The organism is Bradyrhizobium denitrificans (assembly GCF_013179005.1).
In the GTDB taxonomy this organism is placed as follows: domain Bacteria; phylum Pseudomonadota; class Alphaproteobacteria; order Rhizobiales; family Xanthobacteraceae; genus Bradyrhizobium; species Bradyrhizobium denitrificans.
Map to the genome: position 1 here is coordinate 26,747 of NZ_JABFDP010000036.1, position 20,446 is coordinate 47,192.

Annotated in this window: 20 protein-coding genes; 12 read left to right on the plus strand and 8 right to left on the minus strand. The window is 65.3% G+C overall.

The window, feature by feature from the left end:
• Positions 1-52 precede the first annotated feature (52 nt).
• Positions 53-262 carry a hypothetical protein gene (locus tag HL671_RS32015; protein ID WP_049795504.1) on the minus strand — a complete coding sequence of 70 codons (210 nt, stop codon included), beginning with the start codon at positions 260-262 and terminating at the stop codon, positions 53-55.
• 226 nt (positions 263-488) lie between these two features.
• Between HL671_RS32015 and topA the strand changes: the two genes are divergently transcribed.
• From topA to HL671_RS32050, 7 genes are all read left to right on the plus strand, one after another.
• Positions 489-3,239, plus strand: coding sequence for a type I DNA topoisomerase (gene topA / locus HL671_RS32020; RefSeq protein ID WP_012044745.1), 2,751 nt, complete (start codon positions 489-491; stop codon positions 3,237-3,239).
• Positions 3,240-3,243: 4 nt separating this feature from the next.
• A complete protein-coding gene (gene rnr, locus HL671_RS32025; RefSeq protein ID WP_172242056.1) occupies positions 3,244-5,622 on the plus strand; it encodes a ribonuclease R in 2,379 nt (792 codons plus the stop codon).
• Complete coding sequence (locus HL671_RS32030; RefSeq protein WP_012044747.1) at positions 5,619-6,074, plus strand: DUF983 domain-containing protein; 456 nt, start codon at positions 5,619-5,621, stop codon at positions 6,072-6,074. Before rnr ends, HL671_RS32030 begins: the two co-directional genes overlap by 4 nt.
• A gap of 41 nt (positions 6,075-6,115) precedes the next feature.
• On the plus strand, positions 6,116-6,886 hold the full coding sequence (locus tag HL671_RS32035) for an NUDIX hydrolase (RefSeq protein WP_012044748.1): 771 nt from the start codon (positions 6,116-6,118) through the stop codon (positions 6,884-6,886).
• Between the two features lie 247 nt (positions 6,887-7,133).
• Positions 7,134-8,459: an LLM class flavin-dependent oxidoreductase gene (locus tag HL671_RS32040; RefSeq protein ID WP_012044749.1), complete on the plus strand. Its 1,326-nt coding sequence runs from the start codon at positions 7,134-7,136 to the stop codon at positions 8,457-8,459.
• Between the two features lie 118 nt (positions 8,460-8,577).
• Positions 8,578-8,745: a 50S ribosomal protein L33 gene (gene rpmG, locus HL671_RS32045; protein WP_008960778.1), complete on the plus strand. Its 168-nt coding sequence runs from the start codon at positions 8,578-8,580 to the stop codon at positions 8,743-8,745.
• 243 nt (positions 8,746-8,988) lie between these two features.
• Positions 8,989-10,341 (plus strand): globin-coupled sensor protein, encoded by a 1,353-nt coding sequence (locus tag HL671_RS32050; protein WP_012044750.1) that lies wholly within the window; start codon positions 8,989-8,991, stop codon positions 10,339-10,341.
• 90 nt (positions 10,342-10,431) lie between these two features.
• On the opposite strand, the gene HL671_RS32055 is transcribed toward HL671_RS32050, so the two are convergent.
• The 4 genes from HL671_RS32055 to HL671_RS32070 all read right to left on the minus strand — a co-directional run bounded on the left by HL671_RS32055 (position 10,432) and on the right by HL671_RS32070 (position 13,099).
• Positions 10,432-10,662 carry a hypothetical protein gene (locus HL671_RS32055; protein WP_012044751.1) on the minus strand — a complete coding sequence of 77 codons (231 nt, stop codon included), beginning with the start codon at positions 10,660-10,662 and terminating at the stop codon, positions 10,432-10,434.
• A gap of 210 nt (positions 10,663-10,872) precedes the next feature.
• Positions 10,873-11,583: an aspartate/glutamate racemase family protein gene (locus tag HL671_RS32060; RefSeq protein WP_012044752.1), complete on the minus strand. Its 711-nt coding sequence runs from the start codon at positions 11,581-11,583 to the stop codon at positions 10,873-10,875.
• 188 nt (positions 11,584-11,771) lie between these two features.
• A complete protein-coding gene (locus tag HL671_RS32065) occupies positions 11,772-12,170 on the minus strand; it encodes a YjiS-like domain-containing protein (protein ID WP_012044753.1) in 399 nt (132 codons plus the stop codon).
• 524 nt (positions 12,171-12,694) lie between these two features.
• Complete coding sequence (locus HL671_RS32070; RefSeq protein WP_172242059.1) at positions 12,695-13,099, minus strand: DUF1127 domain-containing protein; 405 nt, start codon at positions 13,097-13,099, stop codon at positions 12,695-12,697.
• A 487-nt stretch (positions 13,100-13,586) separates the two neighbouring features.
• Here HL671_RS32070 and HL671_RS32075 point away from each other — a divergent pair, with 487 nt between their 5' ends.
• The gene (locus tag HL671_RS32075) at positions 13,587-14,315 is read left to right on the plus strand and encodes a hypothetical protein (RefSeq protein WP_172242062.1); all 729 of its coding nucleotides are present in this window, start codon (positions 13,587-13,589) and stop codon (positions 14,313-14,315) included.
• Between the two features lie 15 nt (positions 14,316-14,330).
• Here HL671_RS32075 and HL671_RS32080 read toward each other — a convergent pair whose 3' ends face one another.
• Positions 14,331-15,749: a PleD family two-component system response regulator gene (locus HL671_RS32080; RefSeq protein WP_041750821.1), complete on the minus strand. Its 1,419-nt coding sequence runs from the start codon at positions 15,747-15,749 to the stop codon at positions 14,331-14,333.
• Between the two features lie 12 nt (positions 15,750-15,761).
• On the minus strand, positions 15,762-16,127 hold the full coding sequence (locus tag HL671_RS32085; RefSeq protein WP_012044758.1) for a response regulator: 366 nt from the start codon (positions 16,125-16,127) through the stop codon (positions 15,762-15,764).
• 217 nt (positions 16,128-16,344) lie between these two features.
• Here HL671_RS32085 and HL671_RS32090 point away from each other — a divergent pair, with 217 nt between their 5' ends.
• On the plus strand, positions 16,345-16,644 hold the full coding sequence (locus tag HL671_RS32090; protein WP_012044759.1) for a DUF3572 domain-containing protein: 300 nt from the start codon (positions 16,345-16,347) through the stop codon (positions 16,642-16,644).
• Entirely contained in the window at positions 16,641-17,948 is a 1,308-nt protein-coding gene (locus HL671_RS32095) for a DNA polymerase IV (protein ID WP_012044760.1), read from the plus strand. Before HL671_RS32090 ends, HL671_RS32095 begins: the two co-directional genes overlap by 4 nt.
• A gap of 7 nt (positions 17,949-17,955) precedes the next feature.
• On the opposite strand, the gene HL671_RS32100 is transcribed toward HL671_RS32095, so the two are convergent.
• Entirely contained in the window at positions 17,956-18,813 is an 858-nt protein-coding gene (locus HL671_RS32100) for a cell envelope integrity EipB family protein (protein ID WP_012044761.1), read from the minus strand.
• Positions 18,814-19,018: 205 nt separating this feature from the next.
• Between HL671_RS32100 and HL671_RS32105 the strand changes: the two genes are divergently transcribed.
• Positions 19,019-19,486, plus strand: a complete 468-nt coding sequence (locus HL671_RS32105; protein WP_012044762.1) for a RidA family protein — start codon at positions 19,019-19,021, stop codon at positions 19,484-19,486.
• A gap of 36 nt (positions 19,487-19,522) precedes the next feature.
• Positions 19,523-20,275 (plus strand): glycerophosphodiester phosphodiesterase family protein, encoded by a 753-nt coding sequence (locus HL671_RS32110; protein ID WP_172242065.1) that lies wholly within the window; start codon positions 19,523-19,525, stop codon positions 20,273-20,275.
• Positions 20,276-20,446: the final 171 nt, after the last annotated feature.

Here is a 20,446-nt window from a genome sequence, read left to right on the forward strand (position 1 = left end):
GCAGAAACGATCCGGAAGATAGCACCGCCGCATTGCGAGGAAGACACGCGCGTCAGCAGAGTCTATGACGACTGCGCAACCGCAGATGTTCCTCTGCCTCAAGGTTCGCCATGCGCAAAAGGTAGTCGAGCATGTCGAGGTGATGGCGCTGCGCAAGCTGGGCGAGGCTGGCGGTCACCTCCGCGACGAGCGCCGCCGCCGCGTCGGCATCCTCAACCGTCGCTTCAATGTCGGGATCGTGTCTGTCCGCTACCTTGGCCAACAAATATATCCAACATCGGGGTTGTCTGAGACAAACGAACACAAAATGAGTGCGGTTCCAATAGCGTTCCTCACAACCTGATAGGTACTTCGCGGCGCCAACGCAATCGACTTTCGGCACTGGTCGATTTGACAGGAACCGCCTCACCACCCATGTTCGCGTCAAGGGAGCGTGCGCGAATCCCGCGAAACCGGCTCCAATCCTTCCACTAAGTCATTGGAAATACATGAACATCGTCATCGTGGAGTCGCCTGCAAAGGCCAAGACGATCAATAAATATCTGGGCTCCTCCTACGAGGTTCTGGCCTCTTTTGGTCATGTCCGCGACCTTCCGGCCAAGAACGGTTCGGTCGATCCGGACGAGAATTTCCGGATGATCTGGGAGGTCGACCCCAAGGCTGCCGGCCGACTCAACGACATCGCCAAATCGCTCAAGAATGCAGACCGACTGATTCTCGCCACCGACCCCGATCGTGAGGGAGAGGCGATCTCCTGGCACGTGCTCGAAGTGTTGAAGGAGAAGCGCGCGCTCAAGGATCAGAAGATCGAGCGCGTGGTCTTCAACGCCATCACCAAGCAGGCCGTGTCGGAGGCGATGAAGCATCCGCGCCAGATCGACGGCGCGCTGGTCGACGCCTATATGGCGCGCCGCGCCCTCGATTACCTCGTCGGCTTCACGCTCTCCCCCGTGCTGTGGCGCAAGCTGCCGGGCGCGCGCTCGGCCGGGCGCGTGCAGTCAGTGGCACTGCGCCTTGTGTGCGATCGCGAGCTCGAGATCGAGAAGTTCGTTCCGCGCGAATATTGGTCGCTGATCGCCACGCTGGCGACGCCGCGCGGCGACACGTTCGAAGCGCGGCTGGTCGGCGCCGACGGCAAGAAGATCCAGCGGCTCGACATCGGCACCGGCGCGGAAGCCGAAGACTTCAAGCAGGCGCTGAACGCGGCGAGCTACACGGTCGCCACCGTCGATGCCAAGCCGGCGCGGCGCAATCCGCAGGCGCCCTTCACCACCTCGACGCTGCAGCAGGAGGCGAGCCGCAAGCTCGGCTTCGCGCCGGCGCACACGATGCGCATTGCGCAGCGTCTCTATGAAGGCATCGACATCGGCGGCGAGACCACCGGTCTCATCACCTATATGCGAACCGACGGCGTGCAGATCGACGGCTCGGCGATCACCCAGGCGCGCAAGGTGATCGGCGAGATCTACGGCAACAAATATGTGCCGGACAGCCCGCGCCAGTACCAGACCAAGGCCAAGAACGCCCAGGAAGCGCACGAGGCGATCCGCCCGACCGATTTGTCGCGCAAGCCCGCGGACCTGCGCAAGCGGCTCGATGACGACCAGGCCAAGCTCTATGAGCTGATCTGGACCCGCACCATCGCCAGCCAGATGGAGTCGGCCGAGCTCGAGCGCACCACCGTCGACATCATCGCCAAGGCAGGCGGTCGCACGCTGGAACTGCGCGCCACCGGCCAGGTCGTCAAGTTCGACGGCTTCCTCGCGCTCTATCAGGAAGGCCGCGACGACGAGGAGGACGAGGATAGCCGCCGACTGCCGCAGATGAGCCCGAACGAGCCGCTGAAGCGTCAGAACCTCGCGGTCACTCAGCACTTCACCGAGCCGCCGCCGCGCTTCTCGGAAGCCTCTCTGGTCAAGCGCATGGAGGAACTCGGCATCGGCCGGCCCTCGACCTACGCCTCGATCCTCGATGTGCTGAAAGCCCGCGGCTATGTGAAGCTCGAGAAGAAGCGGCTGCATGGCGAGGACAAGGGCCGCGTTGTGATCGCGTTCCTGGAGAACTTCTTCCGCCGCTATGTCGAGTACGATTTCACGGCGGATCTGGAGGAGCAGCTCGACCGCATCTCCAACAACGAGATCGCCTGGCAGCAGGTGCTGAAGGATTTCTGGACCGGCTTCATCGGCGCCGTCGACGACATCAAGGATCTGCGCGTCGCGCAGGTGCTCGATGCGCTCGATGAGATGCTGGGGCCGCACATCTATCCGCCGCGCGCCGATGGTGGCGACGTCCGGCAATGCCCGACCTGCGGCACCGGACGGCTCAACCTCAAGGCCGGCAAGTTCGGCGCCTTCGTCGGCTGCTCGAACTATCCGGAATGCCGCTACACCCGCCCGCTCGCCGCCGACAGCGAGGCCGCGGCCGATCGCATTCTCGGCCAGGACCCGGATTCGGGCCTCGACGTCGCCGTCAAGGCCGGCCGCTTTGGCCCCTACATCCAGCTCGGCGAGCAGAAGGACTACGCCGAGGGCGAGAAGCCCAAGCGCGCCGGCATTCCCAAGGGCACGCAGCCCTCGGACGTCGATCTCGATCTCGCGCTGAAGCTGCTGTCGCTGCCGCGCGAGATCGGCAAGCATCCGGAGACCGGCCTGCCCATCACCGCGGGCCTCGGCCGCTTCGGGCCGTTCGTGAAACACGACAAGACCTATGCGAGCCTGGAGGCCGGCGACGAGGTGTTCGACATCGGCCTCAACCGCGCGGTCACCCTGATCGCCGAAAAGGTCGCGAAGGGCCCGAGCAAGCGCTTCGGCGCCGATCCCGGCAAGGCGCTGGGTGATCATCCCTCGCTCGGCCCGGTCGCCGTGAAGGCCGGCCGCTACGGCGCCTATGTCACCGCTGGCGGCGTCAACGCCACCATTCCCGGCGACAAGGAGAAGGATACGATCACGCTCGCCGAGGCGATCGCGCTGCTCGACGAGCGCGCGGCCAAGGGCGGCGGCAAGGCCAAGGGCGCCAAAAAGGCTGCGAAGCCGGCCAAGGCGGCCGCGAAGCCGAAGGCCGGCGGCGACGACGACTCGCCGAAGCCGGCAAAGAAGGCCGTCGCGAAGAAGGCTGCGACGAAGCCGAAATCAGAGTCCACCAGCAAGGCGCGCGCGCCGGTTGCCAAGGCGGCCAAGACATCGGCCAAGCCTGCGACCAAGGCGACGCCCAAGAAGAGCGCCGGCAAGGCCCGCGGATGAGAAAATGAGCAAAAAGAGCGACATCGGCCTCCCTCCGCGGGAGGCCATCGTCGCCTTCATCCGCGCCAATCCGGGCAAGGTTGGCACCAAGGACATCGCCCGCGCGTTCGGCCTGAAGAACGCCGATCGCGCCGCGCTCAAGCAGTTGCTGCGCGAACTCGTCGCCGACGGCACCGTCAAGAAGAGCGGCCGCAAGAAGATCGTCGAGCCTGCGACCTTGCCGGCGACGCTGGTGGCGGACATTACCGGCCGCGACAGCGATGGCGAGCTGATCGCCAAGCCCGCCGAATGGGACGAGGCGGAGCAGTCCGAGCCGCCGCGCATCCGCATCCACACGCCGCGCCATGCGCGGCCCGGCGCGACGGCCGGTGTCGGCGACCGCGCGCTTGTTCGCGTGGAGCCGATCAACGACGCCGAGGGCATCGCCTATCGCGGCCGCGTGCTGAAGGTGCTCGATCAGGCGCGCAACCGCGTGCTCGGCATCTTCAAAAGCAATCCAGGCGGCGGTGGCCGCCTGATCCCGGTCGACAAGAAGCAGGCGGGACGCGAGCTCTCGATCGCCCCCGATGACACCAAGGACGCCAAGGACGGCGACCTCATCAGCGTCGACCTGCTGCGCGGGCGCGGCTATGGCCTGCCCGCAGGTCGGGTGAAGGAGCGCTTCGGCTCGGTCGCGACCGAGAAGGCGATCAGCCTGATCGCGATCCATGCCCACGAGATCCCGATGGACTTCTCGGCCGCGGCGATCGCCGAGGCCGAGGCCGCGCAGCCCGCGACCCTGAAGGGCCGTGAGGACTGGCGCGAGCTGCCGCTCATCACCATCGATCCGCCCGACGCCAAGGATCACGACGACGCGGTTCATGCCGAGCCGGATGCCGATCCGAGCAATGCCGGCGGCGTCATCGTCCATGTCGCGATCGCCGACGTCGCCTACTATGTGCGGCCGGGCTCGGCGCTCGATCGCGACGCGCTGATCCGCGGCAATTCGGTGTACTTCCCCGACCGCGTCGTGCCGATGCTGCCGGAACGCATCTCCAACAATCTGTGCTCGCTGGTGCCGGGCGAGCCGCGCGGCGCGCTCGCCGTGCGCATGGTGATCGGTGCCGACGGCCGCAAGCGCTCGCACTCGTTCCACCGCGTGCTGATGCGCTCGGCGGCAAAACTGTCCTACGCGCAAGCCCAGGCCGCGATCGACGGCAAGCCGGACGACATCACCGGTCCCCTGCTCGAGCCGATCCTGAAGCCGCTCTACGCGGCCTACGAGGTCGCCAAGCGCGGCCGCGACGCGCGCGATCCGCTCGACCTCGACATTCCCGAGCGCAAGATCCTGCTCAAGAAGGACGGCACGGTCGACCGCGTCGTCGTGCCCGAGCGGCTGGACGCCCACAGACTGATCGAGGAGTTCATGATCTCGGCCAACGTGGCCGCGGCCGAACTGCTGGAGAAGAAGGCGCTCCCCTTGATCTACCGCGTGCACGACGAGCCGACGGTGGAGAAGATCCATGCGCTGCAGGAATTTCTCAAGACGCTCGACGTACCCTTCGCCAAGAGCGGAGCGCTCAGGCCGTCGCTGTTCAACCGCGTGCTGACGCTCGTCGCGGGCCAGGACTATGAACATCTCGTCAACGAGGTCGTGCTGCGCTCGCAGGCGCAAGCGGAATACTCCACGGACAATTACGGGCATTTCGGCCTCAATCTGCGCCGCTACGCCCATTTCACCTCGCCGATCCGCCGCTATGCCGACCTCGTCGTACATCGCGGCCTGTTGCGCGCGCTGAATCTCGGCGACGGCGCCCTGCCCGACAGCGAGACGCCGGATCATCTCGCCGAGGTTGCGGCGCAGATCTCGGTCACCGAGCGGCGCGCGATGAAGGCAGAGCGCGAGACCGCCGACCGCCTGATCGCGCATCACCTCGCGGACCGCGTCGGCGCCACCTTCCAGGGCCGCATCTCCGGCGTCACCCGCGCCGGTCTCTTCATCAAGCTCGACGACACCGGCGCCGACGGCCTGGTTCCGATCCGCACCCTCGGCACGGAATATTTCGACTATGACGAAACCCGGCATGCGCTGATCGGCCAGCGCAGCGGTGCCATGCATCGGCTGGGTGACGTCGTCGACGTGCGTCTGGTAGAAGCTCAACCGGTGGCCGGCGCGCTGCGCTTCGAATTGCTGACACAGGCCGATGTCCTGGTGTCGCGGCATCCGCGTGGCGCAGGCCCCAGGCGCAAGAGTACCGCCAAGAGGAATACCAAGACGAAAGCCAAGGCGACCCAAGCCGACGCTCGTCCGCGGCACAAGGAAAAAAGCCGCAAGAAAAACCAAAAGGCAGGCGCAAAACGCAAGCCCGGCACATCGAAGAAAGGCAGATCATGGACGCCATGAGTTCAACGCCCCGCGCATTGCCACAGGCCTTGCCACAGACTTGGACGCGTGACGCCGGCGCCGTCGAGAAGCGTGACGTCTGGACGGCGATGAAGCGCGGCCTGCGCGGCCGCTGCCCCCGCTGCGGCGAGGGCAGACTGTTCCGCGCCTTCCTGAAGGTCGCCGACGCCTGCGATCGCTGCGGCCAGGATTTTTCCGGCCATCGCGCCGACGACCTGCCCGCCTATCTCGTGATCGTCATCGTCGGCCACATCGTCGTGCCGCTGGCTCTGTCGATCGAGACCAACTACGCGCCGCCGGTGGCGCTGCAGCTCGCGATCTATCTGCCGGTGACCTTGATCGCCTCGCTCGCGCTGCTGCAACCGGTCAAGGGCGCCGTCGTCGGGCTGCAATGGGCGTTCCGCATGCACGGCTTCGACGACAATCCGGTGGAAGGCATTCCGCCGGTCTGAACGACCAGATGATCAACCAATAAGAAGCACGCGGGGAGGACATGAGCGAGACGGCACAGGCGACGGACGCACCGGCGGGCAAGCCCGCCGAGAAGGAAGCGGATCATCATCCCTACACCAAGCCGCGCGACGCGGCGACCTTGATCCTGGTCGATCGCAGCGGCGCAGTGCCGAAGGTGCTGGTCGGCAAGCGCCACGACAAGGTCGTGTTCATGCCCGGCAAGTTCGTCTTCCCCGGCGGCCGCGTCGACAAAACCGATCACCGCATCCCTGTCGCCGCGCCCATGCCGGCCGAGCTCGAAGCCAATTTGTTTAAGGGCAAGCCGCAGACGACGGCGTCGCGCGCGAAATCGCTTGCCGTCGCCGCGATCCGCGAGGCCTGCGAGGAAACGGGTCTCTGCCTCGGCCGCAAGATCGACCGCTCCGCGCCGAAACTCGACGGTCAGCTTAAAGGTCCCTGGGCGCCGTTCGCCGAGGCCGGCCTGCTGCCCGATCCCTCCGGCCTCTATCTGATCGCCCGCGCCATCACCCCGCCCGGCCGCATCAAGCGCTTCGACACCCGCTTCTTCACCGCCGACGCCTCCGCCATCACCCACCGCGTGGAGGGCGTGGTGCACGCCGATGCGGAACTTGTCGAGCTGGTCTGGGTCGAACTCGGCTCCAAGCCGCTCGCCGATCTGCATCCGATGACCAAGAACGTGCTCAACGAGCTCGACCGCCGCCTCGCCACCGGCCCATTGCGCCATGACGCGCCGGTACCGTTCTTCCACTTCTACGGCGGCAAGATGCAGAAGGACGTGCTGGGCGGCTGAGAGCTGGCTGGCGTCATTGCGAGGAGCGCAGCGACGAAGCAATCCAGAGTCCTCGTGCAGCCCTGGATTGCTTCGCTTCCGCTCGCAATNTCGTGCAGCCCTGGATTGCTTCGCTTCCGCTCGCAATGACGGGGGTTGTTCTCTCAGTCCGGCCCAAATCAGCAAATCGTTCTGGGCATCGTGACTGGCGTGTGGTCGCGCAGTTCCCATCTATTTTCTTCAGCGCAATCATCGCGGACCCCACTCCATGGCCCCTCGTCAACTCAAGCTCGGCGCCTTCATGCGCCCGGTCTCGATCCATACCGGCGCCTGGCGCTATCCCGGCGCCTGGCCGGACGCCAATTTCAATTTCGCACATCTGAAGCAGCTGATCCGCAAGCTTGAGGCCGGCAAGTTCGACGCTTTCTTCATGGCCGATCATCTGGCCGTGCTGAACATGCCGATCAATGCGCTGAAGCGCAGCCACACCGTGACCTCGTTCGAGCCCTTCACGCTGCTCTCGGCATTGTCGGCGGTCACCGAGAACATCGGCCTGATCGCAACGGGGTCGACCACCTTCGACGAGCCCTATCATGTCGCCCGCCGCTTCGCCTCGCTCGACCACATCTCGGGCGGCCGTGCCGGCTGGAACATCGTGACGACGTCGAACCCGGACGCGGCGCTGAATTTCGGTCTCGACGACCACATGGAGCATGCCGAGCGCTACAAGCGCGCCCGCGAGTTCTACGATGTCGTCACCGGCCTGTGGGATTCGTTCGCCGACGATGCCTTCGTGCGTGATGTCGAGAGCGGGCTGTTCTTCGAACCCGAGAAGATGCACGTGCTCGACCACAAGGGCAAATATCTGAAAGTACGGGGACCGCTGAACATCGCCCGCCCCGTCCAGGGCTGGCCCGTCATCGTCCAGGCCGGCGCCTCGGAGGACGGCAAGCAGCTCGCGGCCGAGACGGCGGAAGCCGTCTTCACCGGCGGCGGCAGCCTGACCGACGGCAAGACACTCTATGCCGACATCAAGGGCCGAATGGAGAAGATCGGCCGCAACCCCGAACATCTGAAGATCCTGCCCGGCGCTTTCGTCGTGGTCGGCGACAGCGTCGAGGAAGCCAAGGAGAAGCGCGCGCTGCTCGACAGCAAGGTGCATTACGAGAGCGCCATCGCCTCGCTCTCGGTCATCCTGGGCACCGACGCCTCCGGTTTCGATCCCGACGGCCCGCTGCCGCCGATTCCCGAGACCAACGCCTCCAAGAGCGGCCGCCAGCGCCTGGTCGACGTCGCCGCCCGCGACAAGCTCACGGTCCGGCAGCTGGCGCAGCGGGTCGGCGGCTATGGCGGGCTGGCTTTCGTCGGCACCGCGACGACCATCGCCGACCAGATGCAGGAGTGGCTGGAAAGCCGCGGCTCCGACGGCTTCAATATCATGTTCCCGTTCCTCCCCGCAGGGCTCGACGACTTCGTCGACAAGGTGATTCCCGAGCTGCAGCGTCGCGGGATCTTCCGCAGGGAGTATGAGGGGCCGACCTTGCGCGACAATCTGGGCCTGCCACGGCCAAAAAACCGGTTCTTCGCGTCCTGAGGGGACAGATTCTGGCCCGGCAACCTTGACTTTGGGGGCTGGCTGGGTAGGTTGCCCGCCAACGGCGCCCCCCTCTTTGGCCGGTGCCCACCCCCATTCGTTTCCAGAGGTTCAAGACATGGCCAAAGCGGTCACCATCAAGGTCAAGCTCGTGTCGTCGGCCGACACCGGCTTCTATTACGTTGCCAAGAAGAACTCGCGCACCATGACCGAGAAGATGGTCAAGAAGAAGTATGACCCGGTCGCGCGCAAGCATGTCGAATTCCGCGAAGCCAAGATCAAGTAAGATCGCGGTCAGCTGCGACTTCAACGGGGCCGTTTCGGCCCCGTTTTTTATTGCCTGCCTTCCATTGTCTGCTTTTTACTGTCTGCCGCGCCCTCACCGGTTGTAACGGGCCAAGGCTGCAACGGTATTATTTTGGTGATTGGGCCGGGGATTTCGGTTCCGTTGCAAGGAACCATCAACCAAACCCATGCAGATTGGCGGGCTGAGCCCCTCCCCGTCGCTCCCTCGCCCGGCAGATCTCGCATGACCGCTTCCCAGAGCCTGCAATCCCGTCTCGACTTCCTCGGCATCGACCAGGCGACCCGAGAGGCGCTGCGCGAGCTGCGGCCGCTGATCGGCAAGGTGCTGCCCGGCCTGCTCGACCAGTTCTACGCCCATGTCGGCAGGTTTCCGCATCTGGCCACCATGTTCTCGAGCCCGGCCGCGGTGCGCCATGCGAAGCAGGCCCAGCACGACCACTGGATGTCACTGGCGACCGCCGCGTTCGACGACGCCTATGTGAAATCGGTGACGCGCATCGGCGAGGCCCACCACCGGATGGGGCTCGAGCCGCGCTGGTACATCGCGGGCTACTCGCTGATCGTCACCGGCCTTCAGAAGGCGATCGAGACCGAATTGTCGGACGGCTGGTTCGGTGGCCTGGCGGCGCGCGAGAAGCGGGCCGCGATGCAGGCCGCCATCACCCGCGCGGCCATGCTCGACATGGATCTGGCGATCTCGGTGTATCTCGACGCGGCCAAGAAGGAGCAACACCTGGCGATGCGCCGCATGGCCGACGAATTCGAAGCCACGGTCGGCCAGATCATCAACCGGGTCCATGCCGATGCGCAAACGCTGGAGGTCTCGGCCAACACGCTGACCAGGACCGCCGAGCAGAACCAGCAGCTGTCGACCAGCGCTGCGGCGGCCTCGACCCAGGTCTCGTCCAACGTTCAGTCGGTCGCCTCCGCCGCCGAGCAGATGGCGTCCTCCGTCAACGAGATCGGCCGCCAGGTCACGGCATCGACCACCATCGCCAAGGAAGCCGTGCGCCAGATCGAGCAGACCGATGTCGGCATCAGCGAGCTCTCCCGCACCGCCGAGCGCATCGGCGACGTGCTGAAGCTCATCACCTCGATCGCAGCCCAGACCAACCTGCTGGCGCTCAACGCGACGATCGAGGCGGCGCGGGCCGGCGACGCCGGCCGCGGCTTCGCCGTGGTCGCCTCCGAGGTCAAGGCGCTGGCATCGCAGACCGCCAAGGCCACCGAGGAGATCGGCCAGCAGATCGAAGGCATCCAGAGCGCGACGCAATCTTCCGTCGCCTCGATCAAGCAGATCGGCGGCACCATCCAGCAGATCTCGGAGATCGCCGCCGGCATCGCTGCCGCAGTCGAGCAGCAAGGTGCGGCGACCGGGCAGATCTCGCGCAACGTCCAGGAGGTTGCCGGCGGCACCGCGCGCGTCGCCAGCAATATCGGCGACGTCAGCAAGGGCGCCAACGCCACCGGGACCGCGTCCTCGCAGGTGCTCGCCTCCGCGCACTCGCTGTCGCGCGAGAGCGATCATCTCAAGGACGAGCTGGAGAAATTCCTGCGCAAGGTCCGCGCGGCATAGACCGCGTGTCATCAGCGTCGCACCGCGCGCAGGACGGGCGCTGCGGCTCACGCGACGCGATCTGCTCTGCTCCGAAGTCGGCGGGGCGCGCTACATTCCATGGCTTTGGAACACGGCCGAGCAACGCTTGCTCAGCTTCTGCCGGTTCTGGGTCAGGCAATTCTGGACCGCGAAATCGTCGCCGAGCTGACTGCGGCAGAAGCGCTTGGCATCGGGCGCGCAGGCCTTTTGCTCCTGCGGCGTTCCCATATGGCCCTGGGCCTGGGCAAAGGACGGCAGAACAACCAGCGACAGCGCAACAGCAAACATCAGCTTCTTCATCTCGGGGCTCCTCCTTGGGCCGGGACAAACGTCTGCAGCGCCGAGCGGTTCCGGTGATGCTCCGCCGTATCATCGAGATCGATTCAGCGGCCGATGCCCGCCTGTCTGAGCTCGCGGCTGAGCGGGGCCAGGCCGTGTCGGACCTGAAGCGCGTCAGGGCATGTCTCGATCAGCCCATGGTCGCGAGGCGCATTTGACCGCCACAATCCATCACGGATGCGATGATTGCGATCCCGTGACGGCCCGTGCCAACGCTGCGCGCGCGAGCAGCCGGGTCGAGTCCAAGGTCGGCAAGGGCGAGTTGGTGTCGTCGATGATCAGCGGAATCTCGGTGCAACCGAGCGCAACCGCGTCGCAGCCTTTCGCTTGAAGCCGCGCGATGATCGCCTGAAACGCGGCGATGGATGACGGCGCGAAGCGGCCGTAGACGAGCTCATCCATGATGATGCGGTTCGCGGTGATGCGATCGTCCTCGTCCGGTCGCGAAAACCTCAAGCCGCGCGCAGCAAGGCTGTCGGGATAGACATTGCTGTCGACGAGCCATTTCGTGCCGGTGATGCCGACCTGCTTGTAACCTCGCCTCGCGGCCTCCCGGGCGACCTCGTCCGCGATGTGCAGCCATGGCAGAGGTGAGCGCGGCAGCACGAGCGGCAGCGCCTGATGAATCGTATTGTCCGGGCAGATGAGAAAATCCGCGCCGGCCGCCGCGAGCTTGCGCGCCGAGACCAGCATCAGCTCGGCAACGCCCGCGAGGTCGCCGCGGTCGAGGCAGAGCACGTAGTCCGCCAGCGACGGCGTGTGCATCGACACCTCGGGATGGGCGTGCGGGCCGAGGATGTCGGCGCCCTCCTTGCAGATCGTGCGATAGCACAGCGCCGCCCCCTCGGCCGAGCAGCCGACAATGCCGATATGTTGCGTCATCCGTCATAGCCTCCTTACGCTTCCTCGCGGCTGATGGTCGAGAAACGCACCATCTCCACTCCATCATTGCCTCGCAACGGCCCGCCAGCCAAATACACGGTGCCTCGGGACATGTTGCGGCATCGCCAGGGCAGATCAAGCCGATCCACCCTGTCGACGACCCGCGCGGCCGGCGCCAGCGCGCGCAGCTACATCACGCCGCGCGATATCATCAGACGCGCCGTGCTGTCCTTGAGTTTCTCCAGAGCGCGGTGCGCGGCGATGTGCTCGATATCGCCGCGGTTCAGCCCGATATCGATGAGCTGCGCCTCGCTCAGGTCGCGCAGATGCAGTCGCATCATCCGGCGTCGGCGGCTCTCCCGAAACGCGATCCATTGGCGCGCGAGCCAACCGAAAAAGCCCGGCACGGCCACGCCCGGCGGCCCGGCCGCGTCCTTCTCCGACGCTGCCCCGCGCTGCGCAGCGATCGGCGCATCGGGACGCGGCGCATGCAGAACGCCGCGCCCGGCCTTCGCCGCAGCGCTGGGACGATCGAGCCCACGACGTGTGGCGTCGTGCGCGATCTTGAGGTGGGTCTGAGGTGGCATCGGTCGCTCCTGCTGTGTGGTGCCGACAGGGAGCGTGACCAAACAAAAGGCCCCGTCCGATGCCGGCGGGGCCTGGTGGAATGATCGTGTCGTCGAAAACCTAGCGCACGACTCCTCCCACGGCCCGGCTGCAGCGGGTCGTATGTTTACGGTTGGAGCGGCGCACGACGTTGATCATGATTTGCAATTAGCACGGACATCGCGCGAAATCAAGGCATGTAGTTCGTGCGCGCGCCGATGAGCACATCGGCTGATGTTTCGAACGCTGCCGACGTCTGCGCACAACCGGCTTCGACCCAGCCACGTGCACAAGGGACGCGCTGCTCCTTCGCCGTCATTGCGCATGCAGCGAAGCCGTCCAGAGCCGCACGCGACCCTGGATTGCCTCGCTGACGCTCGCGACGGCCTCGTGCCGACCATCGCGCGCAAATGGCAGACATTCTCTGCTGCGGGGGCGGATGAGCGCGAGCAGCATCCGTCCCCCTCAGATCGTCCGTCCTGCGATCGTGGCGCGCCGGTCCGAACTACATCACGCTCCGGCACGGCCAGGGATTCATCGCGTCGTTGCGTCGCGTCTCGAACGCCCGGAAGGCGACGATGTGATCGATGTCGCCGGGCGTCAGCCCGATATCCTTCAGCTCCCGTTCGCTCAGGCCGCACAGGCTCGCGCGCAACCGCTCGCGGCGGCGGCTGTCTTGGAACGCGCGCCAGCCTCCTGCGAGCAGGCGGAGCAGGCTCTGGAGCGGCGTGCCCGGTGGCCCGGCGCCGCTGTTCTCCGACGCGGCCTCGTTCGGCGCGGCGGTGGAGGCATCGCCGGACGCCGACGTCACCGCGATGCCCATCGCGGTTTGCGACGGCGGGATGTTGAGGCCGAGCCGCGCAGTATCACGCACGCTCTCGGCGGTGGGGTCGATCGGATAAGGTGGCATTGGCTGCTCCTGCTGTTGTGCCGACAGCGAGCGTGGCCAAATAAAAAGGCCCCGTCCGATGCCGGCGGGGCCTGGTGGACAGAGCGCGTCGTTGACGTCCTAGCGCACCAATCCTCCCACGGCCCAGCCCAAGCGGGTCATGTGGTCGAGGTTGATCATGTGCACCGAGTTGCTCATGGCATGTCGATACCACGAGGAACAACCTACATCAAGCGATATGTTGCAGGTATGCACCCTGAAGGCGAGTTGGTCTGAGCTAATAACAACCGTCGGTATGACGACCGAACGCGGCGTCAGCTGTGTCGACCGGGGATCTGATGGACTCTCGTTCATTCTGAGCCGACATCGAAACAATGGGGACCTCATTTCATTTGATCAAGGGCGGATCGCACCGTCCGCGATCGTGCAATATGCGTTGTGATCCAATGGGTATGCCTCGGACGTGAAAGCGATGCATGATCGAATAGCCGATCCCTATGATGCGCAGATGCGGACCTATCGCGAGCATCCTCGCAGCTTGAACCGTCGCCTCGTGGAGGACTACGTCCGAGATCACAGCGAGTACGTTGAACTGGCCATCGAGGCGTTGGCTCAAGCGGCACCGGTCACGCTTGCCCTCGTACAGTTCCACAAGGCCATTCGCAGATCGCCCGCGCGCAATTTCTGGCCCTTCATCCGCAAGACAAAGGGCGTGCTGTTCGTCCGGTCAGCCGACACAGGCCGGGACAGCCCGTGGCCGTGGCAGCGAACCAAGACCGGCAATATGCGTTACGCGCTGCCTGGCGTTCTGCTGTTTTCGCCATGGCTTCCGAACGTTCGTCGCGATGTGCGAAACCGCACGATCGAGCTTCAGCGCACGCGCGCACATATCCGGTCAATGGCTGGCCAAGATGACGTTTGGTCCCAGAACCTTCACTGGTTCATTTTCTACGGGACGCGACGAGCCCGGTGGCTTCTTGAGGAGGTCAAGGTGCTCCAGGGGATTGCCGGGCCAGAGAGCATCGCGGCGCTGGACCGGTGGTCCGACGATCCGCTGCGGGGCTCGAACATCACATTACGAATTTCGCGAAACACCCTCGTCTATCGCGACGGGCCAGAGCATTGCGAGATCGACATCCCTGCCGCACTCACCAAGCCCCTTAGCATCCCCTCTACGCCCGACCGGGATTTGAAGCTGCACTTGGTCAGGGCTGGACGACAATCGTATTCTCCGTAGCCGCCGCCCTGCCCCTCAGCGGCCGCGGCCGGCGGCCTGCGGCAGGAATTGCGGCTGATGCACCGGGGCGATGGCCACCGCGCGGTTGCGGCCGTCGTTCTTGGCGCGGTAGAGCGCGGTGTCGGCGCGCTTCATCACGTCGGCGATCGGCTCGCCCTTCTGCTCCAGGGTGGAGATGCCGATCGATGTCGTAACCTCGATGCGCTTCTCGCCCTTGTGCACAGCGAATGGCTCGTTGGCGACCGAACGGCGCAGCCGCTCGGCGACCATGCCAGCGACGTGGAGGTCGGTCTCGGGCATCACGATCACGAACTCCTCGCCGCCATAGCGGCAGGCGAGATCGATGCCGCGGATCGATTTGCGCACGCGCATCGCGAACTCGCGCAGCACGTCATCGCCGGCATCATGGCCGTAGGTGTCGTTGATGGCCTTGAAGTAGTCGATGTCGAGCATCATCAGCGCCAGCGGCTTGCCGCGGCTCGCCGCCTGGTCCGCCAGCGTCGCCAGATGGGTCTCCATGTAGCGGCGGTTGTGCAGCCCGGTCAGCGCATCGGTGATCGCCATTTCGATCGAATTCTGCACATTGTCGCGCAGATGATCCGTGTAACGGCGCTTGCGGATCTGGGTGCGCGCGCGTGCCATCAGTTCGTTCTTGTCGACCGGCCGCAGCAGATAGTCGTTGACGCCGATCTCGAGACCGCGCAGCAGGCGCGTGTTGTTCTCGGCCTCGGCAATGGCCAGGATCGGCACGTGCCGGGTGCGCTCCAGCGAGCGCAGCTGGCTGCACAGCCTCAGCCCGTCGAAATCGTCGAGGTCGAGCGAGACGATGACGAGGTCGTAATTGCCTTCGGCGGCGTTGAACACGGCCTCGGACGGATTGGGCTCGACATCGACGGAATGCTCGGCCGCCAGCATCGGCCCGAGCCGCTCATAGGATGACGGCCGGTCGTCGACCAGCAGAATGCGCCCGCCCTTGCCGGTGTCGGCCACCGCGTTGCGCTCCGGCGCCTGCACGCCGATCTCGAGCGAGGTCAGCGCCCGCATCCGCAGCTCGTCGGTCATCATCTTGAGCCGCGTCAGCGAGCGCACGCGCGCGATCAGCACGACATCGGACACCGGCTTGGTCAGGAAATCATCGGCGCCCGCCTCCAACCCGCGGACGCGGTCGGACGGGCTGTCGAGCGCCGTCACCATCACCACCGGAATGAAATGCGTGGCCGGATTCGACTTCAGCCGGCGGCAGACCTCGAAGCCGTCCATGTCCGGCATCATGACGTCGAGCAGGATGATGTCGCATTCGGCGCGCTGGCAGATCTGCAGCGCTTCGGCGCCATTGGAGGCGGTCAGCACGTCGAAATACTCGGCCGACAGCCGCGCCTCCAACAGCTTCACGTTGGCCGGGACGTCGTCGACCACAAGAATGCGCGCGGACACTGCAGGAACTCCCTAGCCGATAAAGCGTCGTACCGTTTCAATGAATTTTCCGACCGAGATCGGTTTGGAAAGATAGGCTTCGCAGCCACCCTCGCGGATGCGCTCCTCGTCGCCCTTCATGGCAAAAGCCGTGACCGCCACCACCGGGATGGCGCGCAGATCGGGATCATCCTTGATCCAGCGCGTCACCTCCAGGCCGGAGACCTGGGGCAATTGGATGTCCATCAGGATCAGATCGGGACGGGTCCGGCGCACGATGTCGAGCGCCTCCACGCCGCTGGAGGTCCCGGATGTCTGGTATCCGTGGGCCTCCAACAGATCGCGGAAGAGCTTCATGTTGAGCTCGTTGTCCTCCACGATCAGGACGGTCTTGCCCATCCGCCCCTCCGAATCACTGACACCGGCATGCCCTCCGGCGGACACCTGTCCACCGCTACTCATCTAATTCAAACTAGCCCCAGATTCGTTCTAAGCCGTTAAGTCGGTATTCGATCTTTCCCCGAGATGGTTTCCACTTGCTTGAACCCATTCCGAAGACTCGGGCATGATGGGCCCAAAGTAGAGACGACAAGTTAACGGAAAGGCAAATGCTCCGTTGAAAAAGCCAGTTCGAAATCCGCGCGAAGTCGCTGAAATCGTTGCAGTTCAGGCGCTGTCTTTCCTGGCCGGAGATCCCGAACGGATCGGCCGGTTCCTGGCCGAGACCGGGATTGGGCCGGAGACGCTGCGATCCTCGGCGGCCGACCCGAACTTCCTGGCCAGCGTGCTCGATTTCGTGCTGCGCGATGATGAGACGGTAAAGGCTTTTGCCGCCAGCTCCAAGTTACATCCGACCAATATCATGGCAGCAAGGCAGGTATTGGGCGACCGGCCGTGGGAGCGCGACGTGCCGTGACGGCGGCTGCGCCAGAGGGAGCGTCGCGCGGGGGCAGCCGTCCGACCTGCTTCTGCCGCGACTGTCTGACGGACCTGGACTTCGGCACGCGCCGCTGCGCCGCCTGCGGTTCGCCGCGCCTGGTCCGTCACCACGCTTTGCCGGCGCTGACATTGGCGCATATCGACTGTGACGCGTTCTACGCCACGGTCGAGAAGCGCGACAATCCCGCCGTCGCCGACCGCCCGGTGATCATCGGTGGCGGCAAGCGTGGGGTGGTGTCGGCAGCCTGCTACATCGCCCGCACCTATGGCGTGCGCTCGGCGATGCCGATGTTCAAGGCGCTAGAGCTGTGCCCCGCGGCGGCCGTCATTCCCCCGGACATGGCGAAATATGTCCGCGTCGGTCGCGAGGTCCGGCAGGCGATGCAGGCGCTGACGCCGCTGGTCGAGCCGCTGTCGATCGACGAAGCCTTCCTGGACCTCGCCGGCACCGAGCGGGTCCACGGCATGATCCCGGCCAAGGTGCTGGCGCGGTTCGCCCGCGAGGTCGAGCAGACGATCGGCATCACGGTCTCGGTCGGACTGTCCTGCAACAAGTTCCTGGCCAAGATCGCCTCCGACCTCGACAAGCCCCGCGGCTTCGCCGCGCTGGACCAGGAGCAGGCCTGTCAGATGCTGGCTGACAAGCCGGTCGGCTTCATCTTCGGCGTCGGGCCCGCGACCCAGCAACGCCTCGCGCAACACGGTTTTCGCAGCATCGCCGAGCTGCAGCGGGCCGACGAGATCGAGCTGATGAAGCAGTTCGGCGGCGAGGGCCGCAGGCTGTGGCGGCTGGCGCGCGGCATCGACGATCGCAAGGTGGTGGCCGATCGCGGTGCCAAGACGATCTCGAGCGAAACCACCTTCGAGACCGACATTCGCGATTATGCAACGCTCGAAAAACTGCTGTGGCGGCTGTCGGAGAAGGTGTCGGCACGCCTGAAGGCGAGCCAGCTCGCCGGCGCGACCATCACGCTAAAGCTGAAAACCGCAGACTTCCGCCAGCGCACCCGCTCACAGTCGATCGCGGCCCCCACGCAGCTCGCCGGCAAGATCTTTGCCGTGTGCAAGGAGATGCTGGCGCGCGAGACCGACGGCACGGCGTTCCGGCTGATGGGCGCCGGCGTGAGCGCGCTGCGTCCAGGCTCCGAGGCCTCGGACACCGACATGCTGGACCGTCGCTCCGCCTCGGCCGAGCGCGCGATGGACGCGCTGCGCAAGAAATTCGGCCAGGCCGCGATCATTCGCGGCATCGCCTATGGCGGCCCTGAAACAGCGGACTAAGGCCCCGTCAGTTGCTGCAAGGCTTGGTGTCCTTGCTGTCCTTGACGTCGAACTTGCCGAGCGCGCCGGCGATGACGAAATCATTGTAGTCGAGCACCAGCGATCGCGAGACGCCGTTCTCGTACAGTTCGAACGACATCGCATAGACCGGCGTCTGCTCCCCCTCGGTCCGCTTGGCGTCGCGGTCGTAATAGCTGACCGTGACCGGCCAGCGCGTCATCGTCTTCAGCTCGTCGCTGGCCGTGGAGGCATCCGGCTTGGCCGCCGCCTTGTCGGCCGCCACCGGCGCGCCGATCACGGTCAGCGTGTTGTAGACCTTCTCGCCATTATCGGAGCCGTCATAGACCGACAATTCGAGCAGCGACTTGCCTTCGCGGGCCGCGGCGATGATGCGCTTGATCTGCTCGGTCGGGAACACGGTGGCGCCGTCGAGCGTGAAGGTCTTCGCTTCGGGCAGCTTGAGCTTAACGGTGATATGGTCACCAGTGCGCTCGGCGATGCCGTCGACCGGGCTGGACGGCTGGTCGTTCATGCGCGAGTCGATCTTGAAGCGATAGCTCTTGCCGGCGCCATCCTCCCATGCGGTGGAGCGCAGGTCGCTCAGCGTCACCTTGCCTTCGCCGAGATCGAGCTCGGAGACCTGGCGGAAGTCCGACGTGTAGCCGTTACAGGCATTGCCCGTAAAATTGTAGAGGATGCGGCCGCGGGCGCTGTTGACCGGGCTCGATCCCCGCGACTTGACGAGGCTCAGCTCGTAGAGGGCCTGATGCGGCAGGAACGGCACTCCCGCCCCGGCCTGCGCCGGGCCGAAAGTGATCGCTGCAACAGCCAGCGCTCCCAGCGACAGTCGAAACGAATGAGCCATGCGTTATCCTCGCGGGATGTCTCGTTGAAGCGTCACATTAAAGACCGCTGCATTACGTCGCAACTGCGGCTGGCTCACGGAAACGTGCGATCAGGGCGCCGCTTCCGCGCCTGTGGGCGCGGCTTGCATGTCCCTGGCAACTGCGCCAAACAGGGCCGCGGTCCGGTACGTGATCGGCATCCAGGCGACAGAACGGGGATTTGATATGGCGGGTACGGTTGAACAGAATCTGGCGGCTCAGGGCATCACCTTGCCGGCGCCGAAGGCACCGGTGGCCAATTACGTCCCGTTCGTGCGCACCGGCAACCTGCTGTTTGTGTCCGGGCAGGTCTGCCTCGGCACCGACGGCAAGCTGATCGCGGCCGGCAAGCTTGGCGGCAATCTGTCGATCGAGGAAGGCTACGCGGCGGCCAAGGGCTGCGGCATCAACCTGCTGGCGCAGGTCAAGGCGGCGGTCGGCGACCTCGACAAGGTCGTCCGCGTGGTTCGTCTCGGCGGCTTCGTCAATTCGGCACCGGACTTCGTCGACGGGCCGAAGGTCCTCAACGGCGCCTCGGACCTGATGGTCGCCGTGTTCGGCGACAAGGGCCGGCACGCCCGCACCACGGTCGGCGTATCGTCACTGCCGTCGGACGCGGCTGTCGAAGTCGAAGGCGTGTTCGAGATCGAATAAGCAAGGCATTGAACAAGCAAGGCATGGACGGGGCGAATGCGCGCACCTGACTGGCTGACGGCCCGCCCCGTCGCCCATCGCGGTCTGCACGATGCGAGCCGCGGCATCATCGAGAACATGCCGGCCGCCGCGCGCGGAGCGGTCGCCGGCCGGTTCGCGATCGAATGCGACATCCAGCTGTCCGCCGACGGCGAGGCGATGGTGCATCATGATTATGAGCTCGGGCGCCTGACCGAGGGCTCCGGGCTCCTGATCGAGAAGACCGCGTCAGAACTCAAGGCCGTCACATTCAAGCAGACCGACGAGCGGATGATGACGCTGGGCGAGCTCTGCGATCTCGTCGCCGGCCGCGTGCCGCTGGTGGTCGAGGTCAAGAGCACGTTTCAGGGCGACCGCCGGCTGGTCCGGCGCATGGCCGACGTGCTCGCCTCTTACGGCGGCCCGGTCGTGGGCATGTCGTTCGATCCCGACCAGGTGCTGGCATTGCGGGAGATCATGCCGAACCTGACGCGCGGCATCGTCGCACAGCGCACCTATCACGACGGCTATTGGGCCAAGCTGACCCAGGCGCAGCGCGACAGCATGCTGCATCTCAAGCATGGCTTGAGCACCCAGCCGCACTTTGTCGCCTATTGGGTGCAACAGCTGCCCGCCGCCCCACCCTGGATCGCGCGGAACCTGTTCGGCTGCCCGCTTTTGACCTGGACGGTGCGCACGCCGGAGCAGCGCGCGACCGCGGCCCGCTATGCGGATCAGATGATCTTCGAGGGCTTTACGCCGGAGAGCTGACGCCGGCCTTGAACTCGCTGCTGCGATGCACGATCTTGAAGGGATGGCAATCCGGGCGTCTCGGCTGAGCGTTCCCTGGAACATGATGCGTTTCAACAGGAGTGCATCATGAACTTATCTCTTTGTTCGAGCATGATCTTTTCGGGAAGCCGTTTTCCGCTTTTTCAGATC

Coding starts and splice junctions, on each gene's coding strand:
- rnr (WP_172242056.1), top strand. CDS start 3,244: ATGAGCAAAAAGAGCGACATCGGCCTCCCTCCGCGGGAGGCCATCGTC.
- HL671_RS32100 (WP_012044761.1), bottom strand. CDS start 18,813: ATGGCTCATTCGTTTCGACTGTCGCTGGGAGCGCTGGCTGTTGCAGCG.
- HL671_RS32035 (WP_012044748.1), top strand. CDS start 6,116: ATGAGCGAGACGGCACAGGCGACGGACGCACCGGCGGGCAAGCCCGCC.
- HL671_RS32070 (WP_172242059.1), bottom strand. CDS start 13,099: ATGCCACCTTATCCGATCGACCCCACCGCCGAGAGCGTGCGTGATACT.
- HL671_RS32110 (WP_172242065.1), top strand. CDS start 19,523: ATGCGCGCACCTGACTGGCTGACGGCCCGCCCCGTCGCCCATCGCGGT.
- HL671_RS32065 (WP_012044753.1), bottom strand. CDS start 12,170: ATGCCACCTCAGACCCACCTCAAGATCGCGCACGACGCCACACGTCGT.
- HL671_RS32060 (WP_012044752.1), bottom strand. CDS start 11,583: ATGACGCAACATATCGGCATTGTCGGCTGCTCGGCCGAGGGGGCGGCG.
- HL671_RS32075 (WP_172242062.1), top strand. CDS start 13,587: ATGCGGACCTATCGCGAGCATCCTCGCAGCTTGAACCGTCGCCTCGTG.
- HL671_RS32040 (WP_012044749.1), top strand. CDS start 7,134: ATGGCCCCTCGTCAACTCAAGCTCGGCGCCTTCATGCGCCCGGTCTCG.
- HL671_RS32055 (WP_012044751.1), bottom strand. CDS start 10,662: ATGAAGAAGCTGATGTTTGCTGTTGCGCTGTCGCTGGTTGTTCTGCCG.
- rpmG (WP_008960778.1), top strand. CDS start 8,578: ATGGCCAAAGCGGTCACCATCAAGGTCAAGCTCGTGTCGTCGGCCGAC.
- HL671_RS32030 (WP_012044747.1), top strand. CDS start 5,619: ATGAGTTCAACGCCCCGCGCATTGCCACAGGCCTTGCCACAGACTTGG.
- HL671_RS32050 (WP_012044750.1), top strand. CDS start 8,989: ATGACCGCTTCCCAGAGCCTGCAATCCCGTCTCGACTTCCTCGGCATC.
- topA (WP_012044745.1), top strand. CDS start 489: ATGAACATCGTCATCGTGGAGTCGCCTGCAAAGGCCAAGACGATCAAT.
- HL671_RS32085 (WP_012044758.1), bottom strand. CDS start 16,127: ATGGGCAAGACCGTCCTGATCGTGGAGGACAACGAGCTCAACATGAAG.
- HL671_RS32105 (WP_012044762.1), top strand. CDS start 19,019: ATGGCGGGTACGGTTGAACAGAATCTGGCGGCTCAGGGCATCACCTTG.